Source organism: Cohnella thailandensis (assembly GCF_014212135.1).
Classification (GTDB): domain Bacteria; phylum Bacillota; class Bacilli; order Paenibacillales; family Paenibacillaceae; genus Cohnella; species Cohnella thailandensis.
Genome location: NZ_JACJVQ010000002.1, coordinates 59,752 through 79,746 on the forward strand (window position 1 = coordinate 59,752; position 19,995 = coordinate 79,746).

At 58.4% G+C, this 19,995-nt stretch carries 15 protein-coding genes and 1 riboswitch; of the genes, 3 read left to right on the forward strand and 12 right to left on the reverse strand.

What is annotated here, in order from left to right; all coding sequences use genetic code 11:
* The first annotated feature begins 210 nt into the window (after nucleotides 1-210).
* Nucleotides 211-1,200 (forward strand): M15 family metallopeptidase, encoded by a 990-nt coding sequence (locus H7B67_RS00745; RefSeq protein WP_245363774.1) that lies wholly within the window; start codon nucleotides 211-213, stop codon nucleotides 1,198-1,200.
* Between the two features lie 59 nt (nucleotides 1,201-1,259).
* Here the strand turns inward: H7B67_RS00745 and H7B67_RS00750 are convergent, their stop codons facing one another.
* The 8 genes from H7B67_RS00750 to H7B67_RS00785 all read right to left on the reverse strand — a co-directional run bounded on the left by H7B67_RS00750 (nucleotide 1,260) and on the right by H7B67_RS00785 (nucleotide 12,479).
* Entirely contained in the window at nucleotides 1,260-2,723 is a 1,464-nt protein-coding gene (locus H7B67_RS00750; RefSeq protein WP_185117892.1) for a DUF4179 domain-containing protein, read from the reverse strand.
* Entirely contained in the window at nucleotides 2,716-3,237 is a 522-nt protein-coding gene (locus tag H7B67_RS00755) for a sigma-70 family RNA polymerase sigma factor (RefSeq protein WP_185117893.1), read from the reverse strand. Before H7B67_RS00755 ends, H7B67_RS00750 begins: the two co-directional genes overlap by 8 nt.
* A 126-nt stretch (nucleotides 3,238-3,363) precedes the next feature.
* A complete protein-coding gene (gene odhB, locus H7B67_RS00760) occupies nucleotides 3,364-4,578 on the reverse strand; it encodes a 2-oxoglutarate dehydrogenase complex dihydrolipoyllysine-residue succinyltransferase (RefSeq protein WP_185117894.1) in 1,215 nt (404 codons plus the stop codon).
* Between the two features lie 5 nt (nucleotides 4,579-4,583).
* Complete coding sequence (locus H7B67_RS00765; RefSeq protein ID WP_185117895.1) at nucleotides 4,584-7,448, reverse strand: 2-oxoglutarate dehydrogenase E1 component; 2,865 nt, start codon at nucleotides 7,446-7,448, stop codon at nucleotides 4,584-4,586.
* Nucleotides 7,449-7,750: 302 nt separating this feature from the next.
* On the reverse strand, nucleotides 7,751-8,341 hold the full coding sequence (locus H7B67_RS00770; protein WP_185117896.1) for a thymidine kinase: 591 nt from the start codon (nucleotides 8,339-8,341) through the stop codon (nucleotides 7,751-7,753).
* A 141-nt stretch (nucleotides 8,342-8,482) separates the two neighbouring features.
* The gene (locus H7B67_RS00775) at nucleotides 8,483-9,460 is read right to left on the reverse strand and encodes an NAD-dependent epimerase/dehydratase family protein (protein ID WP_185117897.1); all 978 of its coding nucleotides are present in this window, start codon (nucleotides 9,458-9,460) and stop codon (nucleotides 8,483-8,485) included.
* Between the two features lie 15 nt (nucleotides 9,461-9,475).
* The gene (locus H7B67_RS00780; protein WP_185117898.1) at nucleotides 9,476-10,669 is read right to left on the reverse strand and encodes a glycine C-acetyltransferase; all 1,194 of its coding nucleotides are present in this window, start codon (nucleotides 10,667-10,669) and stop codon (nucleotides 9,476-9,478) included.
* A gap of 55 nt (nucleotides 10,670-10,724) precedes the next feature.
* On the reverse strand, nucleotides 10,725-12,479 hold the full coding sequence (locus tag H7B67_RS00785; RefSeq protein ID WP_185117899.1) for a DUF4091 domain-containing protein: 1,755 nt from the start codon (nucleotides 12,477-12,479) through the stop codon (nucleotides 10,725-10,727).
* 240 nt (nucleotides 12,480-12,719) lie between these two features.
* Between H7B67_RS00785 and H7B67_RS00790 the strand changes: the two genes are divergently transcribed.
* Nucleotides 12,720-14,108, forward strand: a complete 1,389-nt coding sequence (locus H7B67_RS00790) for an extracellular solute-binding protein (protein WP_185117900.1) — start codon at nucleotides 12,720-12,722, stop codon at nucleotides 14,106-14,108.
* A 54-nt stretch (nucleotides 14,109-14,162) separates the two neighbouring features.
* On the opposite strand, the gene H7B67_RS00795 is transcribed toward H7B67_RS00790, so the two are convergent.
* The 4 genes from H7B67_RS00795 to H7B67_RS00810 all read right to left on the reverse strand — a co-directional run bounded on the left by H7B67_RS00795 (nucleotide 14,163) and on the right by H7B67_RS00810 (nucleotide 18,618).
* The gene (locus H7B67_RS00795) at nucleotides 14,163-15,161 is read right to left on the reverse strand and encodes a hydroxyacid dehydrogenase (RefSeq protein WP_185117901.1); all 999 of its coding nucleotides are present in this window, start codon (nucleotides 15,159-15,161) and stop codon (nucleotides 14,163-14,165) included.
* Nucleotides 15,162-15,392: 231 nt separating this feature from the next.
* Nucleotides 15,393-16,163: a succinate dehydrogenase iron-sulfur subunit gene (gene sdhB / locus H7B67_RS00800; protein ID WP_185117902.1), complete on the reverse strand. Its 771-nt coding sequence runs from the start codon at nucleotides 16,161-16,163 to the stop codon at nucleotides 15,393-15,395.
* A gap of 13 nt (nucleotides 16,164-16,176) precedes the next feature.
* A complete protein-coding gene (gene sdhA / locus H7B67_RS00805; protein ID WP_185117903.1) occupies nucleotides 16,177-17,925 on the reverse strand; it encodes a succinate dehydrogenase flavoprotein subunit in 1,749 nt (582 codons plus the stop codon).
* Nucleotides 17,926-17,940: 15 nt separating this feature from the next.
* A complete protein-coding gene (locus tag H7B67_RS00810; protein ID WP_185117904.1) occupies nucleotides 17,941-18,618 on the reverse strand; it encodes a succinate dehydrogenase cytochrome b558 subunit in 678 nt (225 codons plus the stop codon).
* A gap of 194 nt (nucleotides 18,619-18,812) precedes the next feature.
* On the opposite strand from H7B67_RS00810, the gene H7B67_RS00815 reads away from it, so the two are divergent.
* Nucleotides 18,813-19,727: a LysR family transcriptional regulator gene (locus H7B67_RS00815; protein ID WP_185117905.1), complete on the forward strand. Its 915-nt coding sequence runs from the start codon at nucleotides 18,813-18,815 to the stop codon at nucleotides 19,725-19,727.
* Between the two features lie 95 nt (nucleotides 19,728-19,822).
* A riboswitch (cyclic di-AMP (ydaO/yuaA leader) is annotated at nucleotides 19,823-19,987 on the forward strand.
* Nucleotides 19,988-19,995 lie beyond the last annotated feature (8 nt).

Sequence of the window (19,995 nt, forward strand, 5' to 3'; positions counted from 1 at the left end):
TTACTCCACCCTTCTTCCATTTTCATCCCCTTTGTATTAGACAAATAACGGCTCGATCCTTCTCGTTTTTTGCTAACTTTTCGACAAAATTATGCTTAATTCGTTCGAAAACGCGCATAATACAAAACAATTCCATGACGAATTGACTAAATCTCCGAAACTTCTCGCTGCTCTCAGTCGTCTTAATAGCTAGAGAGGAGTTAGATACCATTGGGTGCAAAAACAAAACTGCTGACAGCCGTCGTAGCGGCCGGCGTTCTCGTCTGGGGCTTCACCCGCATCGGGGACTGGGACGTATTCGCCCAGAAAGGCTCGTCCGAGTCTGCCTCGCCAACCGCTTCCGCTTCGTCGACTCCCGATTCGTCGGAACCTATACAATCGACGGGCTCTCCGTCCGCTTCGGCATCTCCATCTCCGTCGGACAAGCCTTCGGATTCCCCTTCCGAGTCACCGCAGGGGACAAGCCCTTCGTCGCCTTCTGACAATCCAAGCAGCCCGGCGGGAGCTTCCGATGCGGTTACCGCATTGATGATCCCGAATGCGCCTGCCGTCACGATCGAGAAGAATTCGGACGGACTGGCCGTGATCACGAATACGGACAGCTTGCTCGTGCTCGTGAACAAGAAGCGGAACTTATCCTCCAAGTATATTCCGGAAGATCTCGTCATTCCGGATGTCGAGTTCTCTTTCTCGGGCGATTCGCCTAAGAAGCAGATGCGCAAAATAGCCGCGGACGCGCTGGAGGAACTGTTCGCTGCGGCCAAGGAAGACGATATTAGTCTGAAAGCCGTCTCCGGCTATCGTTCCTATGCCACGCAGAAGTCGATTTTCGACCGCAACGCCGAGCTGAAGGGCGCGGAGGTCGCCAATCGGACAAGCGCGCATCCGGGCCAGAGCGAGCATCAGACGGGGCTTGCGATGGACGTCTCTAGCGCTAGCGCGAACTACGAGCTGGAGACGACCTTCGGCGACACGAAGGAAGGCAAGTGGCTCGCCAAGCACGCCCACGAGCACGGCTTCATCATCCGCTACCCGGAGGGCATGCAGGACATTACCGGCTACACCTACGAGCCTTGGCACGTTCGCTACGTCGGCAAGGACATCGCGGAAGCCGTATACGATTCCGGCTTGACTCTGGAAGAGTATATGGAGCAATTCGACGAAGCGGCTAAGGAAGCTATGGCGTCGGCGAAGTCTTAATCGCATACCAGACTGCAAAATCCCCTTCCCCGGCAGCGATACCGGAGAAGGGGATTCGTTTACCATAATGGGATTCGATATTCTTGGCGAAGGTAGGCCGGATACGAAAATAACGGAAATCTCAAAGGTTGCTCATAAGGACGTTCCGCTAGCGGCAACGAATAGTACATGTGCTGGACTCCGGAAGCGGAGGAGTCCTTTGAATTTCCCGATTCCATTATTCGGACGGGAGCGCCGGAGACCGTATAGAAGTACCCGTCGAATAGCGTGTACGTCCAATTATCGTCAGAGGCAACGCCGCTTATCGACAGCTCCAGAAGCATCCTGCTGCCCGACGTCCGCGTGACTCCCTCGATTTTCAACCGATCGTCCGGAGCTTTCACGACTTTCTGCGCATCCAGATCCAACAGCACATCTTTCTCGTCCTTATCGATAGCATGGAACCAGCTTCCTTCCAACGTCAGTTTGTTCGGCTTATCGTAGTAAGTACTTTCAAAATACATGGTCGCGTTATTGAATACTCCAGGATCGTTCGCGCTGCTCCACCCATGTCCGGAATTCGTGCCCCATTGCTTGCCGGTTTCGTCCACCAACCGCATATCCCCGGGGAACGAGATTTGCTTGGAATTGTTCTTATCATAGCTAAGATAAACGGCTACCCTAAGCGGAGAGACGACGGCTTTGACGACTTCGATCTTCTGGCCTTCCGCTTCGATGACCTGCCCGATCGGAATCTCCTGCTTCTTGTCCTCGTACCATTCGGCGGGAATAGAGAAGTCGATTTGGAAAAGAGCTTCGTCAAGATGCCGATACGATCCGTCGGACTCGACGCCGGCGGCAACGGAAGCCTCCTTCGGCTGGAGATGCAGCGTAACCGCCGCAGGCCAATTGGTTTTGCCTTCCTCCTGCCAGAATTCGATCGTGCCGTATACGATATTTTGTCCGTTCTCCTTCGTCACGGACTCCCTGATCGAACCTATATGCCCGTCATTTCGGTAGGGGATCTCTCCGATAACACTGTTTATCCAAGTCCGATCCATGGACAAAGGCTGCTCCTTCTCGCTGTTCCGAAGCTCATAGAACAACACGAGGCGAGACTCGTCCACGATGATGCCTTGGACCTTCAAGCTCTTGCCGTCCGCTTCGTCCGTAAGCCCAAGCGAATGATAGTCGTCGTTCTCCACGGCTAGCCGAATGCTCCGGTCTCCGTTCTCGATCAGATCGACGAACCTCTCGAGCCCCGGAATGTCCCTAAGCATCGAAGCGAAAGCCGGAGACACCCGAATCGAGAGCAAGCAGACGAACACGAGAGCGCATGCCGATGCCATCGTCGTCCATCGCTTCACCGCTCTCCTTCGACGGCGGCCTTTCTCTTCGCGGCCGGCCCGGATGCCGCCCCGTATGGCTTCGTTCAATCTGGCGTCCAACGCGGACTCTCCGATCAGCGCTTCCTCACTCTGCGGCTCCTCCGCCGAACGAAACTCGCCAAACTCCCCGAGTCCCGCCTTTTCCTCCTCACGCATGTTCTCCGCCCCCTTTTCCGCCGACTAGCCTGAGCTGCTTCAACGCCTGGTTGAGCCACGTTTTGACCGTCCCCTCCGGCTTCTCCAGCAAGCGAGAAATCTCGGTCAGCGTCATGTCCTCGTAATACTTCAGAATGATGACGTGCTTATGATTCGGCTTCAGGTTCTCGATCTCCATGCCGAGTTGAATCCGGTCGTCCAGGTTGAGCTCCTTCGACAGCGGCTCCGGCACCTCGTCAACCGGCGTCATCCGCTGCCTGCGCTTGCGCTCGTCCAGGCAGTAACGAATGAGAATGCGAATGAGCCAAGTGTGAAAATACCGCGGTTCCTTCAGCTTTCCAAGCTTCAAATAAGCGCGATAGGTAAGTTCCTGGATCGCTTCGATCGCGTCTTCTTCGTTCTTCAGGTACGAATAGGCGATCCGGAATAGCCGAACCCTCTCGGAATGGATCAGCCCGTAGAATGCCTGGTCGTCTCCGCCCTGAGCGGCGATCACTTGCTCTTCGGTCGTCATGCTTGCCCTCCCTTCTCATCCATTAGACATCCGAGGCGCGGAAACGGTTTTGGGGGGAGAAAAAAATAGAGCCGCTCCCGCAGGTCAAAAAACCTGGGGAACAGCTCTATTAGGTCGGTTAAAGGATTAGCCTTCCAGAAGAAGAGTTTCCGGATCTTCGAGCAGTTCCTTCACCTTAACGAGGAATTGCACCGCTTCTGCGCCGTCGACGATGCGATGGTCGTAGGAAAGCGCGATGTACATCATCGGACGGATCGCGACTTCCGTGTTGTTGTTGATCGCGACCGGACGGTATTGGATCTTGTGCATGCCCAGGATGCCCACTTGAGGAGCGTTCAGGATCGGCGTCGACAGCAGCGAGCCGAACGTGCCGCCGTTCGTGATCGTGAACGTTCCGCCTTGCAGGTCGGACAGCGCCAGCGTGTTGGAACGAGCCTTGGTCGCGAGGTCCACGATGGAACGCTCGATCTCGGCGAAGCCCAGCTTGTCGGCGTCGCGAACGACCGGAACGACGAGGCCTTCCTTAGCGGAAACGGCGATGCCGATGTCGTAGTATTTCTTGGCGATGATGTCCTCGCCTTCGATCTCCGCGTTGAGCAGAGGGAACTTCTTCAGCGCGCCTACGACGGCCTTCGTGAAGAACGACATGAAGCCGAGGTTGACTTCGTTCTTCTCCTTGAAGGAGTCCTTGCGGCGCTTGCGCACGTCCATGATGGCCGTCATGTCGACTTCGTTGAACGTGGTCAGCATAGCTGCCGTGTGCTGCGCTTGAACGAGGCGGTTCGCGATCGTCGCGCGGCGGCGGGACATCTTCTTGCGTTCGTACGGCTTGTTCGACGTGAACGCAGGAGCTGCAGGCGCAGGAGCGGCTGCAGGGGCCGGAGCCGCAGCAGGTGCGGGAGCGGCTGCCGCGCTCAGATCGATGCCTTGCTCGCGAGCGTTCTTGCGCGCGGACGGCGAACCGATCGTAGCCGGGTTGGAAGGCTGCGAAGGCGCAGCTGCCGGAGCGGCCGCAGGCGCGGGAGCCGCAGCAGGAGCTTGAGCTTGGGCTGCCGCAGGCGCCGGAGCCGCCGCTGCCGGAGCGGGAGCCGCTGCCGGCGCTCCGCTGCCGGCGCCGATACGGCCGACGACTTCGCCGATGCGAACGGTGTCGCCTTCTTGGCTGACGATCTCGGCGATCACGCCATCGGACTCGGCGCTGATCTCCAGGTTGACTTTATCCGTCTCGAGCTCGAGAAGCAGGTCGCCCTGCTTCACCGCGTCTCCGACTTTAACTGCCCATCTGGCAATCGTTCCTTCGGTAATCGATTCGCCCATTGCTGGCACAATAATATCTTGCACTGCTGTTACCTCCCCAGGTTATGAGCCAAAGTCGGACTCGGCTTTAGCGATTGATGTACGATGAATTGCTGCTCCAGAGCGTGGATTTGTTGGAAGCCCGTAGCCGGACTCGAACGGTCCGGACGTCCGATATAACGCACTTCTACGCCAGCCGGCGCGATCTCGCGAACGCGAGGCTCGGCGAAGCCCCAGGATCCCATGTTGCGCGGTTCTTCCTGAACCCAAACGATCTCCTTCAGGTTCGGGAAGCGGGCAAGCACGGCAGCAATCTCTTGAGCCGGGAACGGATAGAGCTGCTCGACGCGAACGATGTGCAGCCAATCGAAGTCCTTGTCTTTCTCCTTATCGAGCGCTTCCTCGAGGTCGATAGCCACCTTGCCGGAGCACAGGATCAGGCGCTCGACGCGATCGGCCTTGCCGCCGAGACCCGGCTGCTCGATGATCAGCCGGAACGAACCCTTCTCTAGCTCTTCCGGAGAGGAAGCGGCGCGAGGGTTGCGCACCAGGCTCTTCGGCGTCACGAGAATGAGAGGCCTCGCGTCCTCGGTTCCGAGCGTGCTCGCTTGACGGCGAAGCAGATGGTAGTACTGAGCGGAGCTCGACAGGTTCGCGACCGTCCAGTTTTCTTCCGCCGACAGCTGGAGATATCTCTCGAGGCGTGCGCTGGAGTGCTCCGGACCCGCGCCTTCATAGCCGTGAGGCAGCAGCATGATCAGGCCGGATTTCTCGGACCACTTCGTGCGTCCGGAGGAGATGAACTGGTCGATCAGCACTTGCGCGACGTTGCTGAAGTCTCCGTATTGCGCTTCCCAGATGACCATCGTCTCCGGCGCGAATACGTTATAGCCGTATTCGAAGCCGAGCACCGCGGCTTCGGACAGCGCGCTGTTATGGATAGCGAACGAAGCCTTGGCTTGCGGCAGGTGGTGCAGCGGGCTGTAAGTCGCGCCCGTATTCGGATCGTGAAGGACCAGGTTGCGGAAAGCGAACGTGGCGCGTTCCGCGTCTTGGCCGGTGATCCGAATCGGAGTTCCTTCCGCCAGAATGGAAGCGAACGCCAGCACTTCCGCATGGCCCCAATCGAACTTCTCGCCGTCGTTCAAAGCGTTCGCGCGGCGTTCGAGAATGCGCTGCAGCTTCGGATATACGGTGAAGTCCTTCGGCCAGTTCAGCAGCTCCGCGTTGATCTCGCGAAGCTTCTCCAGAGGAACGCTCTTCGGAGCGGCAGGCGCCGCGCTGACCGGCTCCGGAGTCTGGTGAACCGCTTCTTGGCTCTCGCTCTGCTTCATTTCCTCGTAAGCGGCTTTCAGGCGATCGACGACTTCCGTCTTGATGCGGACGTACTCTTCTTCGCTGAAGAGATTCTTCGCGATGAGCTTGTCGGCGTACAGGCGGCTGACCGTCGGACGCGCTTTGACCTTCTTATATATGAGCGGCTGCGTCGTTTCCGGATCGTCCGTCTCATTGTGCCCATAACGGCGGTAGCCGATCAGGTCGATCAGGAAGTCCTTCTTGAACAGCCTTCTGTATTCGCTGGCCATGCGGGCCGCGGCAATGACGGCTTCCGGCTCGTCCGCGTTGACGTGGATGATCGGAATCTCGTAGCCCTTCGCGGGATCGCTGGCGTAATGAGTCGAACGGGAGTCGAAGCTCTCCGTCGTGAAGCCGATCTTGTTGTTCGCGATAATGTGAATCGTACCGCCGATACGGTAGCCGTTCAACTGGCTCAGGTTCATCGTCTCGGTGACGATGCCTTCGCCAGGGAACGCGGCATCCCCGTGAATGACGATCGAAGCCGCAGCTTCTTCGTTCCGAACCGGATAGCCGGCCTTGCTGCGGTCTTCCTGAGCCGCTCTCGCGAAGCCTTGAACGACCGGATTCACGTATTCCAGGTGGCTCGGGTTGTTCGCGAGCGTTACGCGGGTCCAAGCCGTTTCGCCCGTCTTGATCGAACGGTTGGCGCCCAAGTGATACTTCACGTCGCCGGACCAGCCGTAATTCATCCCGATGGAGCCTTCCGCCGGAATAACGGCCTTGCTCGTCGAGTGATGGAATTCGGAGAAGATCTTCGTATACGGCTTCTCGAGAACGTGAGCGAGCACGTTCAAGCGGCCGCGGTGAGCCATGCCCATCGTGATCTGGCCGACGCCCGCGTTCGTCAATTCGTGAACGATCTCGTCGACGAGCGCGACGAGCGCGTCGTTGCCTTCGACGGAGAAGCGCTTCGCGCCGACGAAGGTCCGTTGCAGGAAATCCTCGAATTGCTCGGCTTGGAGCAGGCGCTTCACGAGCTTGCTGCGCTCTTCCGCGTTAAGCGACTGCGACGGAACGAGCTTCTCGGCGTAATCGTTCAGCCACTTGCGCTCGGCTTCGTCGTGCACGTGTCCGAACTCGTAGGCGATCGGCCCGGAGTACGCTTCGCGAAGCTTAACGATGGCATCCCAGCCGTTCTTGAGCCCTTCCGGAGCTCCTTCCCAGACCAGGCTGGCCGGCAGCGCCGCAAGATCCTCCGGTCTCAGGCCGTAGGTCGCGGGCTCCAGCACTTTCGTGCTCGGCTTCGCATCGATGCCAAGCGGATCGATGTCGGCAGCCAGATGTCCGTACGTGCGAATATTCCAGACGAGCTTCCCTGCGTCGACCGCATGCTTCAGCTGTCTGGCATCCAATCCAGCCGCCGGAGCCGCCGAAGCGGCGCCGGAAACATGCTCAAGAAGAGGAGGCGCTCCTCTTGTGGCGAACAGCTCACGATACTCTTGGGACACGGATTCCGGGTTCGTCAGATAAAGCTCGTATTGCTCTTGGATGTAGCCCAGGTTCTGCCCATAATACGTTTGCCAGTTAAACGACGTGTCACGCTCTTCAGTTGGCATTGTCCTACCCCTCGGTAAACTAATTAGTTAATAAGGTTAACGTTGTCGATCATATCACCTGAAATTATAGTATATCCTGCGCCATGATAAAAATAATCAATTCCTATCAATATCATCTCAATTCGAGATAGATTAGGGAGGCGTTGACCAAGCGAAGCGAGATGAATCGAGCTTTGGCGCCGGTTGGGGCGACTATTCCGACATTGAAATCCGACGCCGAATATCGTTCGGGCAGGTCCGGAGAAAAAAAAGGAAAGCCCGACCTATCGGTCAAGGCTCCTATCGGTCAGGGCTCCTATCGTTCAGGGCTTCTCCTTGAACGCGGCTTGGTAACATCGGCGGCAGACGGGCTTATAGTCTTCGTTGCCCCCGATTTGGATCTGGTCTCCTTCGCTCATCGGGAATCCGTCCTTGTAGCGAACGACCATCGTCGCCTTGCGGTCGCAATACCAGCAGATGGTCTTCACTTCTTCGATCTTGTCCGCGTAAACGAGCAAGTTGTAGCTGCCCTCGAACAGGTTGTTCTGGAAGTCGTTTTTGAGACCGAACGCCATCACCGGGATGTTTAGCTCGTCCACGATTCTCGTCAACTCCAAAACGTGCCTCTTGGTCAAGAACTGGGCCTCGTCTATCAGTACGCAGTAGATTCGCTGTCCGGGAGGGTCCTGCTGCCGCTTCACGCAATCGAACAGATCCGTCCCTTCGTCGACGGGGACCGCCTTCCGCGTCATTCCGACGCGGGATCCAATCTGATCGGTGCCGTCTCTCGTATCGATGGCTGGCGAGAAAATGATGACCGCCTTGCCTTGCTCCTCGTAATTATGCGCGACTTTGATAATTTCGAACGATTTGCCGCTGTTCATCGTCCCGTATTTATAATATAGCTGTGCCACGAAGGTCCCTCCAACAATTGCGGATAGGCCCTATTATAGCGAAGTTTGCGCGGCTTCGACAGATCCAATAGCCATCTCTTGCGAGAAAGCCGGCACCGGAGGAAGCCGCGCATTGCGGCTGTCGGTCGTTGCAGATCGTTGCTATTCTCCGGAGACGGCATGGCTTTCGCCGCTTCCGAACTTGACGGAGAGATGGGCGAGCATGTCGTCCGTCATTCTGTCCAGATCGTATGCCGCGGCGAAATCCCATTCCTCCCGGGCCGCCGACGCGTCCAACGCGTCCGGCCATCCGTCCGCGATGGACTGGCGAAGCGGATCGACGCCGTAACCGAGCTCGAAGTTCGGCAGGCGCCTGCGAATGCTGGAGGCGATCGCCTCCGGGTCCACGCTCATCGCCGACACGTTGTACGCGTTCCGGTGCTTAAGCCGGGAAGCCTCCGCTTCCATCAGCTTGACGATCGATTCGATCGCATCCGGCATGTACATCATGTCCAGAAAAGTCCCCCGCGCAAGCGGCGACGAATATCGGCCGGTCCGGACAGCCTGAATGTACATGTCGATCGCGTAATCGGTCGTTCCGCCGCCCGGAGGGGCCGCGTGAGAGACGAGTCCGGGAAAACGCAGCCCCCTGACGTCCATGCCGTACTTCAGGCGGTAATAATCGCACAGCAGCTCACCGGCCGATTTGCTGATTCCGTACATGGTGGCGGGCCGCTGCACGGCGTCCTGCGGCGTATCGCGCTTGGGCGCTCCCCGGCCGAAGACGGCGATCGAGCTGGGCGCGAACAGGCTGCATCCGTGCGCCCGGGCCGCCTCCAGGGCGTTCAACAGCCCTCCCATGTTCAGATCCCATGCGAGCAGCGGCTTCGTCTCCGCCGCGGCGGACAGTACGGCCGCCAGATGAATGACCGCATCCGCCCGAAACTCGCGAACCGCTTCGACGTACGCCCGGCTGTCGGTGACGTCCAGCAGCCGGTAGGGACCGCATTCGGCAGCCGCGCCGAGGCCTTGACGGATATCCGTCGCAAGGACGGAGGCATCGCCGTACAGCTGCCGCAGCCGAACCGTCAATTCGCTCCCGATCTGCCCGAGCGCGCCCGTTACAAGTATTCTTCTCATCCGCCCCCGCTCCTTCTAAGGAATGAGTCCCAGCTCGCGTCCCGCTTCGCCGTAAGCGGCAAGAGCGAGGTCCAGCATCTCCTTCGTATGGCCGGCGGTCGGCATGTTGCGGATGCGCCCCGCCCCTCTCGGAACGGTCGGGAAGACGATCGCCCGGGCGTAAACGCCTTTCTCGTACAGGCTGGCGCTGAGGCGCTGCGTCATCTCTTCGTCGCCGACTAGACAAGGGGTGATCGGCGTCTCCGTCGGCCCCAGCGCGTAGCCCAGCTCCCGGAGTCCCCGCTGCAGATATTCCGCGTTGTCCCAGAGCCGGCCGAGCAGTTCCGGGCTGCCGGCCACCAGGCCGATCGCCGCGATGCTGGCCGCGACCGCTCCCGGAGGCAGCGACGTGGAGAACAGGAACGGGCGGCTTCGCGCCTTGAGCCAATCCGCCAAATCCCTCGTGCCGGCCACATAGCCCCCGACCACTCCGACCGCCTTGGACAAGGTTCCGATCTGGAGGTCGATGCGGTCCGTCAGACCGAAATGCTTCACGGTGCCCGCTCCGCCCCCGAGCACCCCCGAGCCGTGCGCGTCGTCCACGTAAGTAATGAGATCGTACTCCTCCGCGATATCCGCGATGTCCGGCAGGCGGGCGATGTCCCCGTCCATGGAGAACACCCCGTCCGTAATCGCCATGATCTTGGCGTAGCGGCCGGATTCCCTGGCTTCGCGCGCCTTGGCGCGCAGATCGTCCATGTCGGAATGCCGATATCGGATCACATTGGCCTTCGACAGGCGGCAGCCGTCGATGATCGACGCATGGTTGAGTTCATCCGACAGAATGGCGTCGCCGGCGTCCATCACCGCCGATATCGCCGCCATATTGCAATTGAAGCCCGAAGGATACGCAACGGCGGCTTCGGTTCCCTTGAACGCGGCCAGCTTCTCCTCCAGCTCCGCATGGAGCGCTAACGTCCCGTTGATCGTGCGGACGGCTCCGCTGCCGACGCCGTATCGGACCGTGGCCTCGACCGCCGCCTCCGCCAATCGGCTATCCGTCGCCAGGCCCAGGTAATTGTTGGAGGACAGATTCACGAACGACCGCCCTCTCATGCTTATGACGGGTCCGTTAGGTCCTTCCAAAGAGTCGATCTGCTGATAGAGTCCGCGGTCCCGAAGCTCGGTCAAGCTCCGGCGCAAAAACGAAGACAAGGTCGAGCTTGCCATTCGAATCCTCTCCTTTATGCCTTGGCGCACCCGCGCCGATTCCCCTCGTTGAAGCCTATGCCGGCAGCCCTCCGGCTAGTTCCGCCAATAGCTCTCCCATGACCGATTCGTAATCCTGCGGGTCTAGCGAATACAGCTCCTCGCGCTTCTTGCGGGAGTCCTGATGAAGGTCCGTCACGTCTGCCCACCTGAACACGCGGCGCAGGCTGCGCTCCAGCTTTGCCTTGTCGCCGCCCCGGCGCAGATAAGCCTGCATCAGCTCGAAGTCGCGGATGCCCTTCTGCAGCTGCTTGTAACGCAGCGTCAGGATCGGCTCTCCGTCCCGCCCCGGGTAGACGAAGTTCGTATCGCCCGCCGGAAAGAACGGATGATGGTAAGAGATTTTCTTGAGCGGATCGTTCGGCCAGACGGTATAATTCCAGCGCAGAAACCCGTCCAGGCCGAAATGGAACGCCAACCACGGAAGCAACCGGCACTCGAGCAGCGGGGACGTTATAAACGTGTTGGGGTAGGGCAGCTCGCATGCGACGTAGAACAGCGTTCGGCCCGGTTTGTCCCGCATGCGGGACGCGATCATGTCGTATTCGCCGGCGACGCAGTACAAATACGGCACATGATCCAGGAGCCCTTCCTCTTGCATGAATTCGGCATGACTGATCGCGACCTTGTATGCAAAGGACGGGGCCATCTCCCGAAGCGACGCCAACCTTGCGCGAAACAACGCAAGATCCGCCGGTTCGTCCGCTATGATCCTGACCTTGTCGATCCAGCCCCGCTCGACGAAGTTCCGCTCCAGCGCGGCTACGTAGCGGGCAAGCTGCTTCTTTTCCTTCATGTATTTGTAAGTGCGGCTCGCCGCGTCGTAATAGCGGATCCGTACGGCATCCCCATGATCTTGGATCACGCCGCCGTAACCCGCGTCCTCCAGCACCCAAATATTAAGCAGCCCGAACACCGAGATTTCCTCCTTGATGCCGTAACGCATGCAGAGCTCCACGTACCGGTTCAGGGCGCCGAAGTCGTATTCCCACTCGTCCTCGCCGAGGCGCGTCACGCCGACGATGTTGTATTCGAACAGGTTGGCGGGATCGATCCGGTCGTAGCAGGACGCCTGCCCGGACCAAGGTATCTCCGACACGACGACGGAGATGGCCTTCTGGCCGAGGTCGGCCAGCGAAGAAACGTAACTCTCCAGAATCTCGAAGTGGCGGTCGCTCCATAGCTCCGCGTCGTATTTGCGCGCGATGTTCGAGTTGTGCTGCCACAGATCGAGGAAGAATCCGTAATCCTTCGGTTCGCTTAAGACGACGTCGAGCACCTTCAGCTCGAAGGTCAGCGTCCGCACCGGCTCCTCGTCCTCGAACATGCGGTGCCGGTACACGTCGATGCGCGGATAATAAACGCCGGGCCTGGCGCCCGGCCCCACCTCCGCCTCGATCCAGATCGGCTGAGCCTTCCTCTTCTCCACGTGCGTGACGGGCTGCTTCAGGATCATGTCCGACTTCAACTGCCGGTCGTCGTCCTCGACGAGTCCGATCAAGCTCGCTCGGATCCGGCCGTTCTCAAGGCCCGGTATCTCCGCGCGCACGCGGACGATATCGATTGGCCCCCGCTCGTAGAAGCAGGCCTCCTCGTTCACGGCGACGAGCATTTCTTCGTCCGCATACAAGAGCAGCTGCGCGGCCGCCCGGTCGTTTCTCCCGCAGACGAGAGAGAGGGTCTTGTTCTCGTCGAACGGCGCCGCGAACGAATGATAAACGCCGTATACGTACTTATAGCTGTCATGCTCCAAGCCCATTGATATTCGCATGCCGGACCCCTCCATCTAAAGAGATATCTAGAATTTAATATCTAATTACTCACAACTGATTCGTTATTTATGACCCAGATATAGCCCAGTATAGCATAGAATAGCCCGTTTGGAACGATGCTTCGGCCTTAAATCTTCATTTGAAGCGACTATATTTTTCGACTAAAATAAGGTCATAGCTGGGTCCTATGTTACCGTCGGCAAGTGACTAGTCTAGGATTCATAAAGAAGAGGTGCCTCATGACCAACCGACCGAAGCGCACGACGTTCAAGACCCGCATGGACGACATGATCGCCGCGCTCGAGAACGACATCGTAACGGGCAAATACGCGGCGGGAGATCTGCTCCCTTCCGAGATAGCGCTGGGAGAGCAATTCCAACTTAGCAAGAAATCCGTCCGCAAGGCGATCGACACTCTAGTGGAGCAAGGCTTCGTCGAGAAACAGCCGCGCATCGGCGCGCGCGTCGTCAACAGGAATCCGGCCAACCGGACGACCGTCAAATTCGGTTACTACCCTACGCTGATCAAAGAAGCGAACCTCTTGTCCTTGATCGACGCCTTCCATGAACGCTACCCTCAAATCCGAGTCGAGATGATTCCGCTTTCGTCAACCTTGCGCGAGAGCATGGAGCGGGAAGCGATCGATCTGATCACCGTCAATCTCCAGGATTACGAGCTGTTTCTCGATAGCGGTACCCATCCCGAGTCGCTGGAGCCGCTTGCGACGGTAGAAGGCGTCTATCCCTTCTTGACGAAGCCTTTTACGGCGGACGGCGCTCTTTACGTGCAGCCGCTCGTTTTTTCGCCTATCGTGCTGTGCTACAACAAGCGCCATTTTCAAGAGGCCGGCCTGTCCGAGCCGGACAGCGGCTGGACCTGGGCCGACGTCGTACGCGCGAACGAAGCGTTGTCCCGGGAGCGCGAGCGTCTCGGCTTTCTGTTTAATCTGATCTCGACCAATCGCTGGCCGTTGTTCCTTCTTCAAGACGATTTTAAGTTCAAGATCGGCCCGGACGGGAAAACGATTTATCGGGACGAGCAGCTCAAGCGTTGCTTGGAGACCTGCCTGGGCTTCGTGGAAGACAGCATGATCTCTCTGTTTCTGACGGAGGAGGAAGTGTCGGAGCGCCTGTTCGCCCATCAGAAAGCGTCCATGATCGTCACGAGCTACTTCCGCATGAACGCGCTTCGGAAGTCGGGGTTGGACTTCGACATCTCGCCGGTCCCTTATGCGAAGGAGGCGCGAACGCTGCTGATCGTGATCGGCCTCGCGATCAACAAGCGCGGAGCGTCGAAGCAAGCCGCCAAGACGCTAATGGAATTCCTGCTGTCCCCGGAGTCCCAACAGAGCATTCGCAAGGATACGTTGAGCATTCCGAGCCTGAAATCCGCGGCCGAATACCAGGATCCCAAGAACGCCAACCCTCTCCGCTATTCCATGTTCCGGGATATCATCCCGAGCTTCCGGTATCACGTCGACCTGAACGCGACCTCCGCCATGCTAAGCCGGATGAACAATGAACTACTGCTCTACTGGACGAAGATGGAGAACGCGGACTCGATATTAAGAAGATTGGAAGCAACGGAGCATCCCGCCCCCGAGACGCCTCCCAGCCTTACGAATTAGCTCAAAATAGAATCGGATTCCGACCCGCGCGCGGATCGGAATCCGATTCTTTTGTCAGGCCAATCTATGCAGCTGCGCGATGTCGACCTCGCCTTTAAGCGGCCTCCCCGTCGCGTACCGTTCGACCTCGTCCGCGACAAAGCCGCCGATCCGGCGCAGACCGTTGTTCTCGGCTCCCGCGATATGCGGCAGCAGCGTAACGTTGGGCAGCGAGCGGAAAGGATGATCGGCCTCCGGAGGCTCGGGATTCGTAACGTCCAGGCACGCCCACAGCCTTCCCTTCCGCAGCTCCGCGACAAGGGCGTCCTCATCGATCAGCGAGCCTCTGGCCGTATTGATCAGGATCGCGTCGTCCTTCATGAGAGCAAGCGTGCGCGCGTTCATCATCCGGTCCGTCTCCGGAACGGATGGCGCGTGGAAGGAGACGACGTCGGACGACCGAAGAAGCTCGTCCAGCTCGGCCTTGACGGCGCCCATGCCGGCGACTTCGGTCTCGGACACGAACGGGTCGCTGACAAGCACCCGAACCTCGAACGACCGCAGCAATCGGATCAGATGCCGGCCGGCCAGTCCCGCGCCGATCACCCCGACGGTCACCTCGTAAAGCTCGCGAACGCGCTCTCGCTGCTTATGCCATTCTCCCTCCCTCGTGTTGCGGGCCAATTGCCACATGTTTTTGAGCGACGCGATCGCAAGCCCCAGCGCCGTCTCCGCCACGCCGCGCGCCAGCGCCTCGTTCGCCGTTCCGACGCGGATGCCCCTCGGGAGAATCTCCGGACTCAAGATCGGCTTGACCGTACCCGCCGCGTGCAGGACAAGCTTCAGCTTCGGGCAGCGGTCGAGAATCGGAGCCTCCAGCGGCGGGCAGCCCCACGACGTGATGACGACGTCGGCTCCCTCCGCGAGCTTCGCCGCCAGCGCCGAAGTCGGATCCTCGTCGGATCCGTTGACCGTTAACGTTCCGAATCGCCGGATTCGTTCCAGATGCTCGTTCGTAAAAATGCGATCCGTGCGGCTCCTGCCTTGGAGCATGACCACGTTCAGCGGATTCATCCGTCAATCCCCCTTCCTTTCCAGCTATCGACACGACCTCATTTAGATCATTTCAAGGCTATTATATTCCGAATATTATCTTTGATCAATATATTTATAATCCATATATGATCCAGATTTAAACTTCAATCAAGCCTGAAATAAAAAAACACCTTCAAGGAGCTCCCGCGTCATAAGACTAGCGAGTTCTCTCTTGAAGGTGTACGAACCGATTGCGAAGCTATGAGGCTCTTACATGCCAAGCCATCTCTTGAACATATGCTTGGTCGTGTCCTTGTTGATGGCCGCGATCGAGGTCGTCAGCGGGATGCCCTTCGGGCAGGAGCGCACGCAGTTCTGCGAGTTGCCGCAGCCTTCGATGCCTCCGTCGGTCATCAGCGCTTCCAGACGCTCGTGAGCGTTCATCTCGCCCGTAGGGTGAGCGTTGAACAGGCGAACCTGGGAGATCGGAGCCGGTCCGATGAAGCTCGAACGGTCGTTCACGTTCGGGCATGCTTCCAGGCAGACGCCGCAGGTCATGCACTTGGACAGCTCGTAAGCCCATTGGCGCTTCGACTCGGCCATCCGGGGGCCCGGGCCGAGGTCGTAGGTTCCGTCGATCGGAATCCACGCCTTAACGCGCTTCAGCGCGTTGAACATGCGCTCGCGGTTGATGACGAGGTCGCGAACGACCGGGAAGGTCGTCATCGGAGCGACGCGGATCGGCTGCTCCAGGTTGTCGATCAGAGCCGAGCACGCTTGGCGCGGCTTGCCGTTGATGACCATCGAGCAAGCGCCGCACACTTCCTCCAGGCAGTTCGATTCCCAGACGACGGGAGTCGTCTTGGTGCCGTCGGCCTTGACCGGATTGCGTTGAATCTCCATCAAGGCGCTGATGACGTTCATGTTCGGGCGATACGGAATGTCGAACTCCTCGGTATAAGGAGCCGAATCCGGAGTCTCCCGGCGGGTGATGATAAACTTGACCGTACGTTTCGCAGTTGCCGTAGCCGTTTCAGCCATCTTTTCTCCCTCCTCAGTGTTTGTTCGTCGTATAGTCGCGCTTACGCGGCGTGATCAGGGAGACGTCTACTTCCTCGTAAGAGATCTCCGGTCCTTCCTTCGTCCAAGTCGCCTTGGTCGTCTTCAGGAATTCTTCGTCGTTCCGTTCCGGGAACTCCGGCTTGTAGTGGGCTCCGCGGCTCTCGTTCCGCAGCAAGGCGCCCTTGGTCATCGCTTCGGCCAGCTCCAGCATGTTCCACAGCTGGCGCGTGAAAGCGACGCCCGCGTTGTTCCACTTGGCGGTATCGTTGATATTGATCTTGGCATAGCGCTGCTTGAGCTCCTTGATCTTATGGATCGTCTGCTCAAGCTTGTCGTTGTAACGGACGACGGTCATGTTGTTCGTCATCCATTCGCCGAGCTCCTTCGCGAGGACGTACGAATTCTCCGTGCCGTCCATCTTCAGGATGGACTCGTACTTATCGGATTGCTTCTTGCCCTCGCGGGCGAATACGCTCTCCGATACGTCCTCCGCGGACTTCTTGAGCCCCTTGATGTATTCGACGGCCTTCGGTCCCGTCACCATGCCGCCGAAGATCGCGGACAGCAGGGAGTTCGCGCCGAGACGGTTCGCGCCGTGGTATTGATAGTCGACTTCGCCGCAAGCGAACAGACCCGGAATGTTCGTCATTTGGTTATAATCGACCCAAAGTCCGCCCATCGAATAGTGAACGGCCGGGAAGATCTTCATCGGGATCTTGCGCGGGTCGTCGCCCGTGAACTTCTCGTAGATCTCGATAATGCCGCCGAGCTTGACGTCCAGCTCCTTAGGATCCTTATGCGAGAGGTCGAGGAACACCTTGTTCTCGCCGTCGATGCCGAGCTTCTGGTTAACGCACACGTCGAAGATTTCGCGCGTCGCAATGTCGCGAGGCACGAGGTTGCCGTAGGCCGGATACTTCTCTTCGAGGAAGTACCAAGGCTTGCCGTCCTTGTACGTCCAGATGCGTCCGCCTTCGCCGCGGGCCGATTCGCTCATCAGGCGGTTCTTGTCGTCGCCCGGAATCGCGGTCGGGTGAATCTGGATCATCTCGCCGTTCGCGTAGTGAACGCCTTGCTGGTAAACCGCGCTGGCCGCCGTTCCGGTGTTGATGACGGAGTTCGTCGTCTTGCCGAAGATGATGCCCGGTCCGCCGGTCGCCAGGATAACCGCGTCGCCGCGGAACGTCTTCACTTCCATGGAGCGCAGGTCCTGCGTCGCGATGCCGCGGCAGACGCCGTCGTCGTCGACGACCACGGACGTGAATTCCCAATGCTCGAACTTCTGGACGAGGCCCGCGGCTTCCCAGCGGCGAACTTGCTCGTCCAGCGCGTAAAGCAGCTGCTGGCCCGTCGTCGCGCCGGCGAACGCCGTGCGGTGGTATTGCGTTCCGCCGAAGCGGCGGAAGTCAAGCAAGCCTTCCGGCGTGCGGCTGAACATGACGCCCATGCGGTCCATCAAGTGGATGATGCCCGGCGCCGCTTCGCACATCGCCTTAACCGGCGGCTGATTCGCGAGGAAGTCTCCTCCATATACGGTATCGTCGAAGTGCTCCCAAGGGGAGTCGCCTTCCCCTTTCGTATTGACAGCTCCGTTAATGCCGCCTTGCGCGCAAACGGAGTGAGAACGCTTGACCGGTACGAGCGAGAACAAGTCGACTCTCATGCCGGCTTCCGCCGCCTTGACGGTCGCCATCAATCCGGCGAGTCCCCCGCCGACTACGATGATTTTCTGATTTGCCATTTGCTTCTCCTCCTCTTAACCCAACACTGCCGAACTCAAGCTGCCGATTGCCGCAGACGCCGAAGCGAACTCGTCGCCGCGGAACGCGAACAGCGACAGGATGAACAAGACGGCAACAATGACGAAGATGCCCATGCAAATTCGGGAAGATACTTTTTGCGCACGCGGACCGATCGTAATGCCCCAGCTAACGAGGAACGCCCACAGGCCGTTGGCGAAGTGGAAAGTAGCCGCGATAACCGCAACGAAATACAGAATAAAGAAGCCCGGCTGCGTCACGATGTCGTGCATGTGCTGGCCGATCTCCTCATTCGTCGTGTTGCCCAGCGCAACTTGGACCCTGGTTTGCCATACGTGCCAGATGACGAAAATAAAAGTGAACACGCCGGAGATCCGCTGCAACGCGAATGCCCAGTTGCGTCCGTAGTTGAACCGTCCTACGTTCAGATTCGACGTGAACGCCAAGTAGAGGCCGTAGACGCCGTGGAACAGGATCGGCAGCCAGATCAAGAATAGCTCAAGGAAAAAAATGAGTGGCAGGCTGTGCAGGAATTCCACGCTGTCCTTGAAGCCTTCTTGGCCTCCTTCGAATGCCGAGTAGTTCGTCAGGGCGTGCTCGATGAAGAACAATCCCAACGGGATGACTCCGAGCAACGAATGAATCTTGCGGGGGAGGAACGAGTTTCCGCTCATGTCGTTGTGCTTTCTCCTTTCAAATCCGTCCGGTTGACGACATTGGATCGCATATAAGCCCGAATTTGGACATAAAGCGTCCAACCGTCACCATTTCGTCACGCTTTATAGGTTAACCTATTTTCGCTTATAATGGAATTGCTATTTCTTTATTAATTCTTATTACTATTGATCATAAGCAAAGGATGAACCTTATGCTAGAGGATATGAAGCTGTTCGCGACCGTTGTGGAGCATACGAGCTTGAACCGGGCGGCGGAGAGGCTTAACGTCACCCAACCCGCCCTCTCCAGGAGAATCGCCCGCATGGAACGGGAGCTGGGCGTCGACCTGTTCCGCCGGATCGGCAAGCGTCTCGAGCTGACGCCCGCGGGCCAGATCACCTATGAATACGCGGTAGAGCTGCGGCATTCTTATTCCGACTACCTGCAGAAGCTTAACGCATACCGTTCGGTCGATACGACGCTTGCCACCATCGGAGCCAGCTTGACGACTCTTCAGACGACGTTGCCAGAGCTGATTACCGCCATGACCGAGAAGCATCCGAATATCGAGATCAAGGCCATCACGGGCAAATCCCACGAGATCGCCACCTTGGTCAAAGAAGGCAAAGTAGACTTCGGGATCGTCGCCTCCTCGGTAGAGGACGACCCCTCGATTACCAGTATTCCCTTATTTGACGATACTCTAATGCTCGTCCTGCCCAAAACGCATTTTTATAGTATAGAAAGAACGCCCTTTGCATTGGAAAATCTAAACGGCCTGCCGATGATCCTCTTCTCGCCGGGAACCTGGTATCGGACGATGACGGACGAGCTGCTGAGACGGTACGGCCTTAAGCCGGACGTTCGCATGGAGATCGACTCCTTCGAAGCGATCATTCGCCTTCTGGCTCCGATCCGGGCCGGAACCCTGCTTCCGAAATCCTATATCCGGCCCGAGCTGATGGAGGATAACGGACTTTACGTCATTCCGATCGCGGAGTTCGAGCTCACGAAGAGAACCACCTCTCTCATCCATAGCCAGCCGGTCTGGATGACCGCCTCGACGAAGTATCTGATCGAGGAGACGATCGCTTACTTCGGACGCAAAGCGACGTCGGCAGATTAAAGTCTTCTAATGGGCACAGTTCCCTGTTACTCTCGTCCGAAAGCCTATGGTATCCTCTGATGGAAGCAGCCTATCCCATGCAACTTCGGATAGAGACGCTAAATCTGCCAAAACCTGCAAAGGTGCGGGGGAATCGATTTGCCGCGCGATCCGGCCGAGCCGACAATCGCGCTTGGGGTGAATCGCACGGTTACGTGCGCAGGTCTGATCTCCCAGTCCGAACCCGACAACTAACCTCGCCGGCTATTAACCAAGGAGGAACCGCAAC

What these genes read in the sequence shown, in the direction of transcription:
- H7B67_RS00750 (WP_185117892.1), bottom strand. Translation starts at nt 2,723, where the DNA reads ATGCGTGAGGAGGAAAAGGCGGGACTCGGGGAGTTTGGCGAGTTTCGT.
- H7B67_RS00755 (WP_185117893.1), bottom strand. Translation starts at nt 3,237, where the DNA reads ATGACGACCGAAGAGCAAGTGATCGCCGCTCAGGGCGGAGACGACCAG.
- H7B67_RS00765 (WP_185117895.1), bottom strand. Translation starts at nt 7,448, where the DNA reads ATGCCAACTGAAGAGCGTGACACGTCGTTTAACTGGCAAACGTATTAT.
- H7B67_RS00775 (WP_185117897.1), bottom strand. Translation starts at nt 9,460, where the DNA reads ATGAGAAGAATACTTGTAACGGGCGCGCTCGGGCAGATCGGGAGCGAA.
- H7B67_RS00780 (WP_185117898.1), bottom strand. Translation starts at nt 10,669, where the DNA reads ATGGCAAGCTCGACCTTGTCTTCGTTTTTGCGCCGGAGCTTGACCGAG.
- H7B67_RS00785 (WP_185117899.1), bottom strand. Translation starts at nt 12,479, where the DNA reads ATGCGAATATCAATGGGCTTGGAGCATGACAGCTATAAGTACGTATAC.
- H7B67_RS00790 (WP_185117900.1), top strand. Translation starts at nt 12,720, where the DNA reads ATGACCAACCGACCGAAGCGCACGACGTTCAAGACCCGCATGGACGAC.
- H7B67_RS00795 (WP_185117901.1), bottom strand. Translation starts at nt 15,161, where the DNA reads ATGAATCCGCTGAACGTGGTCATGCTCCAAGGCAGGAGCCGCACGGAT.
- sdhB (WP_185117902.1), bottom strand. Translation starts at nt 16,163, where the DNA reads ATGGCTGAAACGGCTACGGCAACTGCGAAACGTACGGTCAAGTTTATC.
- sdhA (WP_185117903.1), bottom strand. Translation starts at nt 17,925, where the DNA reads ATGGCAAATCAGAAAATCATCGTAGTCGGCGGGGGACTCGCCGGATTG.
- H7B67_RS00810 (WP_185117904.1), bottom strand. Translation starts at nt 18,618, where the DNA reads ATGAGCGGAAACTCGTTCCTCCCCCGCAAGATTCATTCGTTGCTCGGA.
- H7B67_RS00815 (WP_185117905.1), top strand. Translation starts at nt 18,813, where the DNA reads ATGCTAGAGGATATGAAGCTGTTCGCGACCGTTGTGGAGCATACGAGC.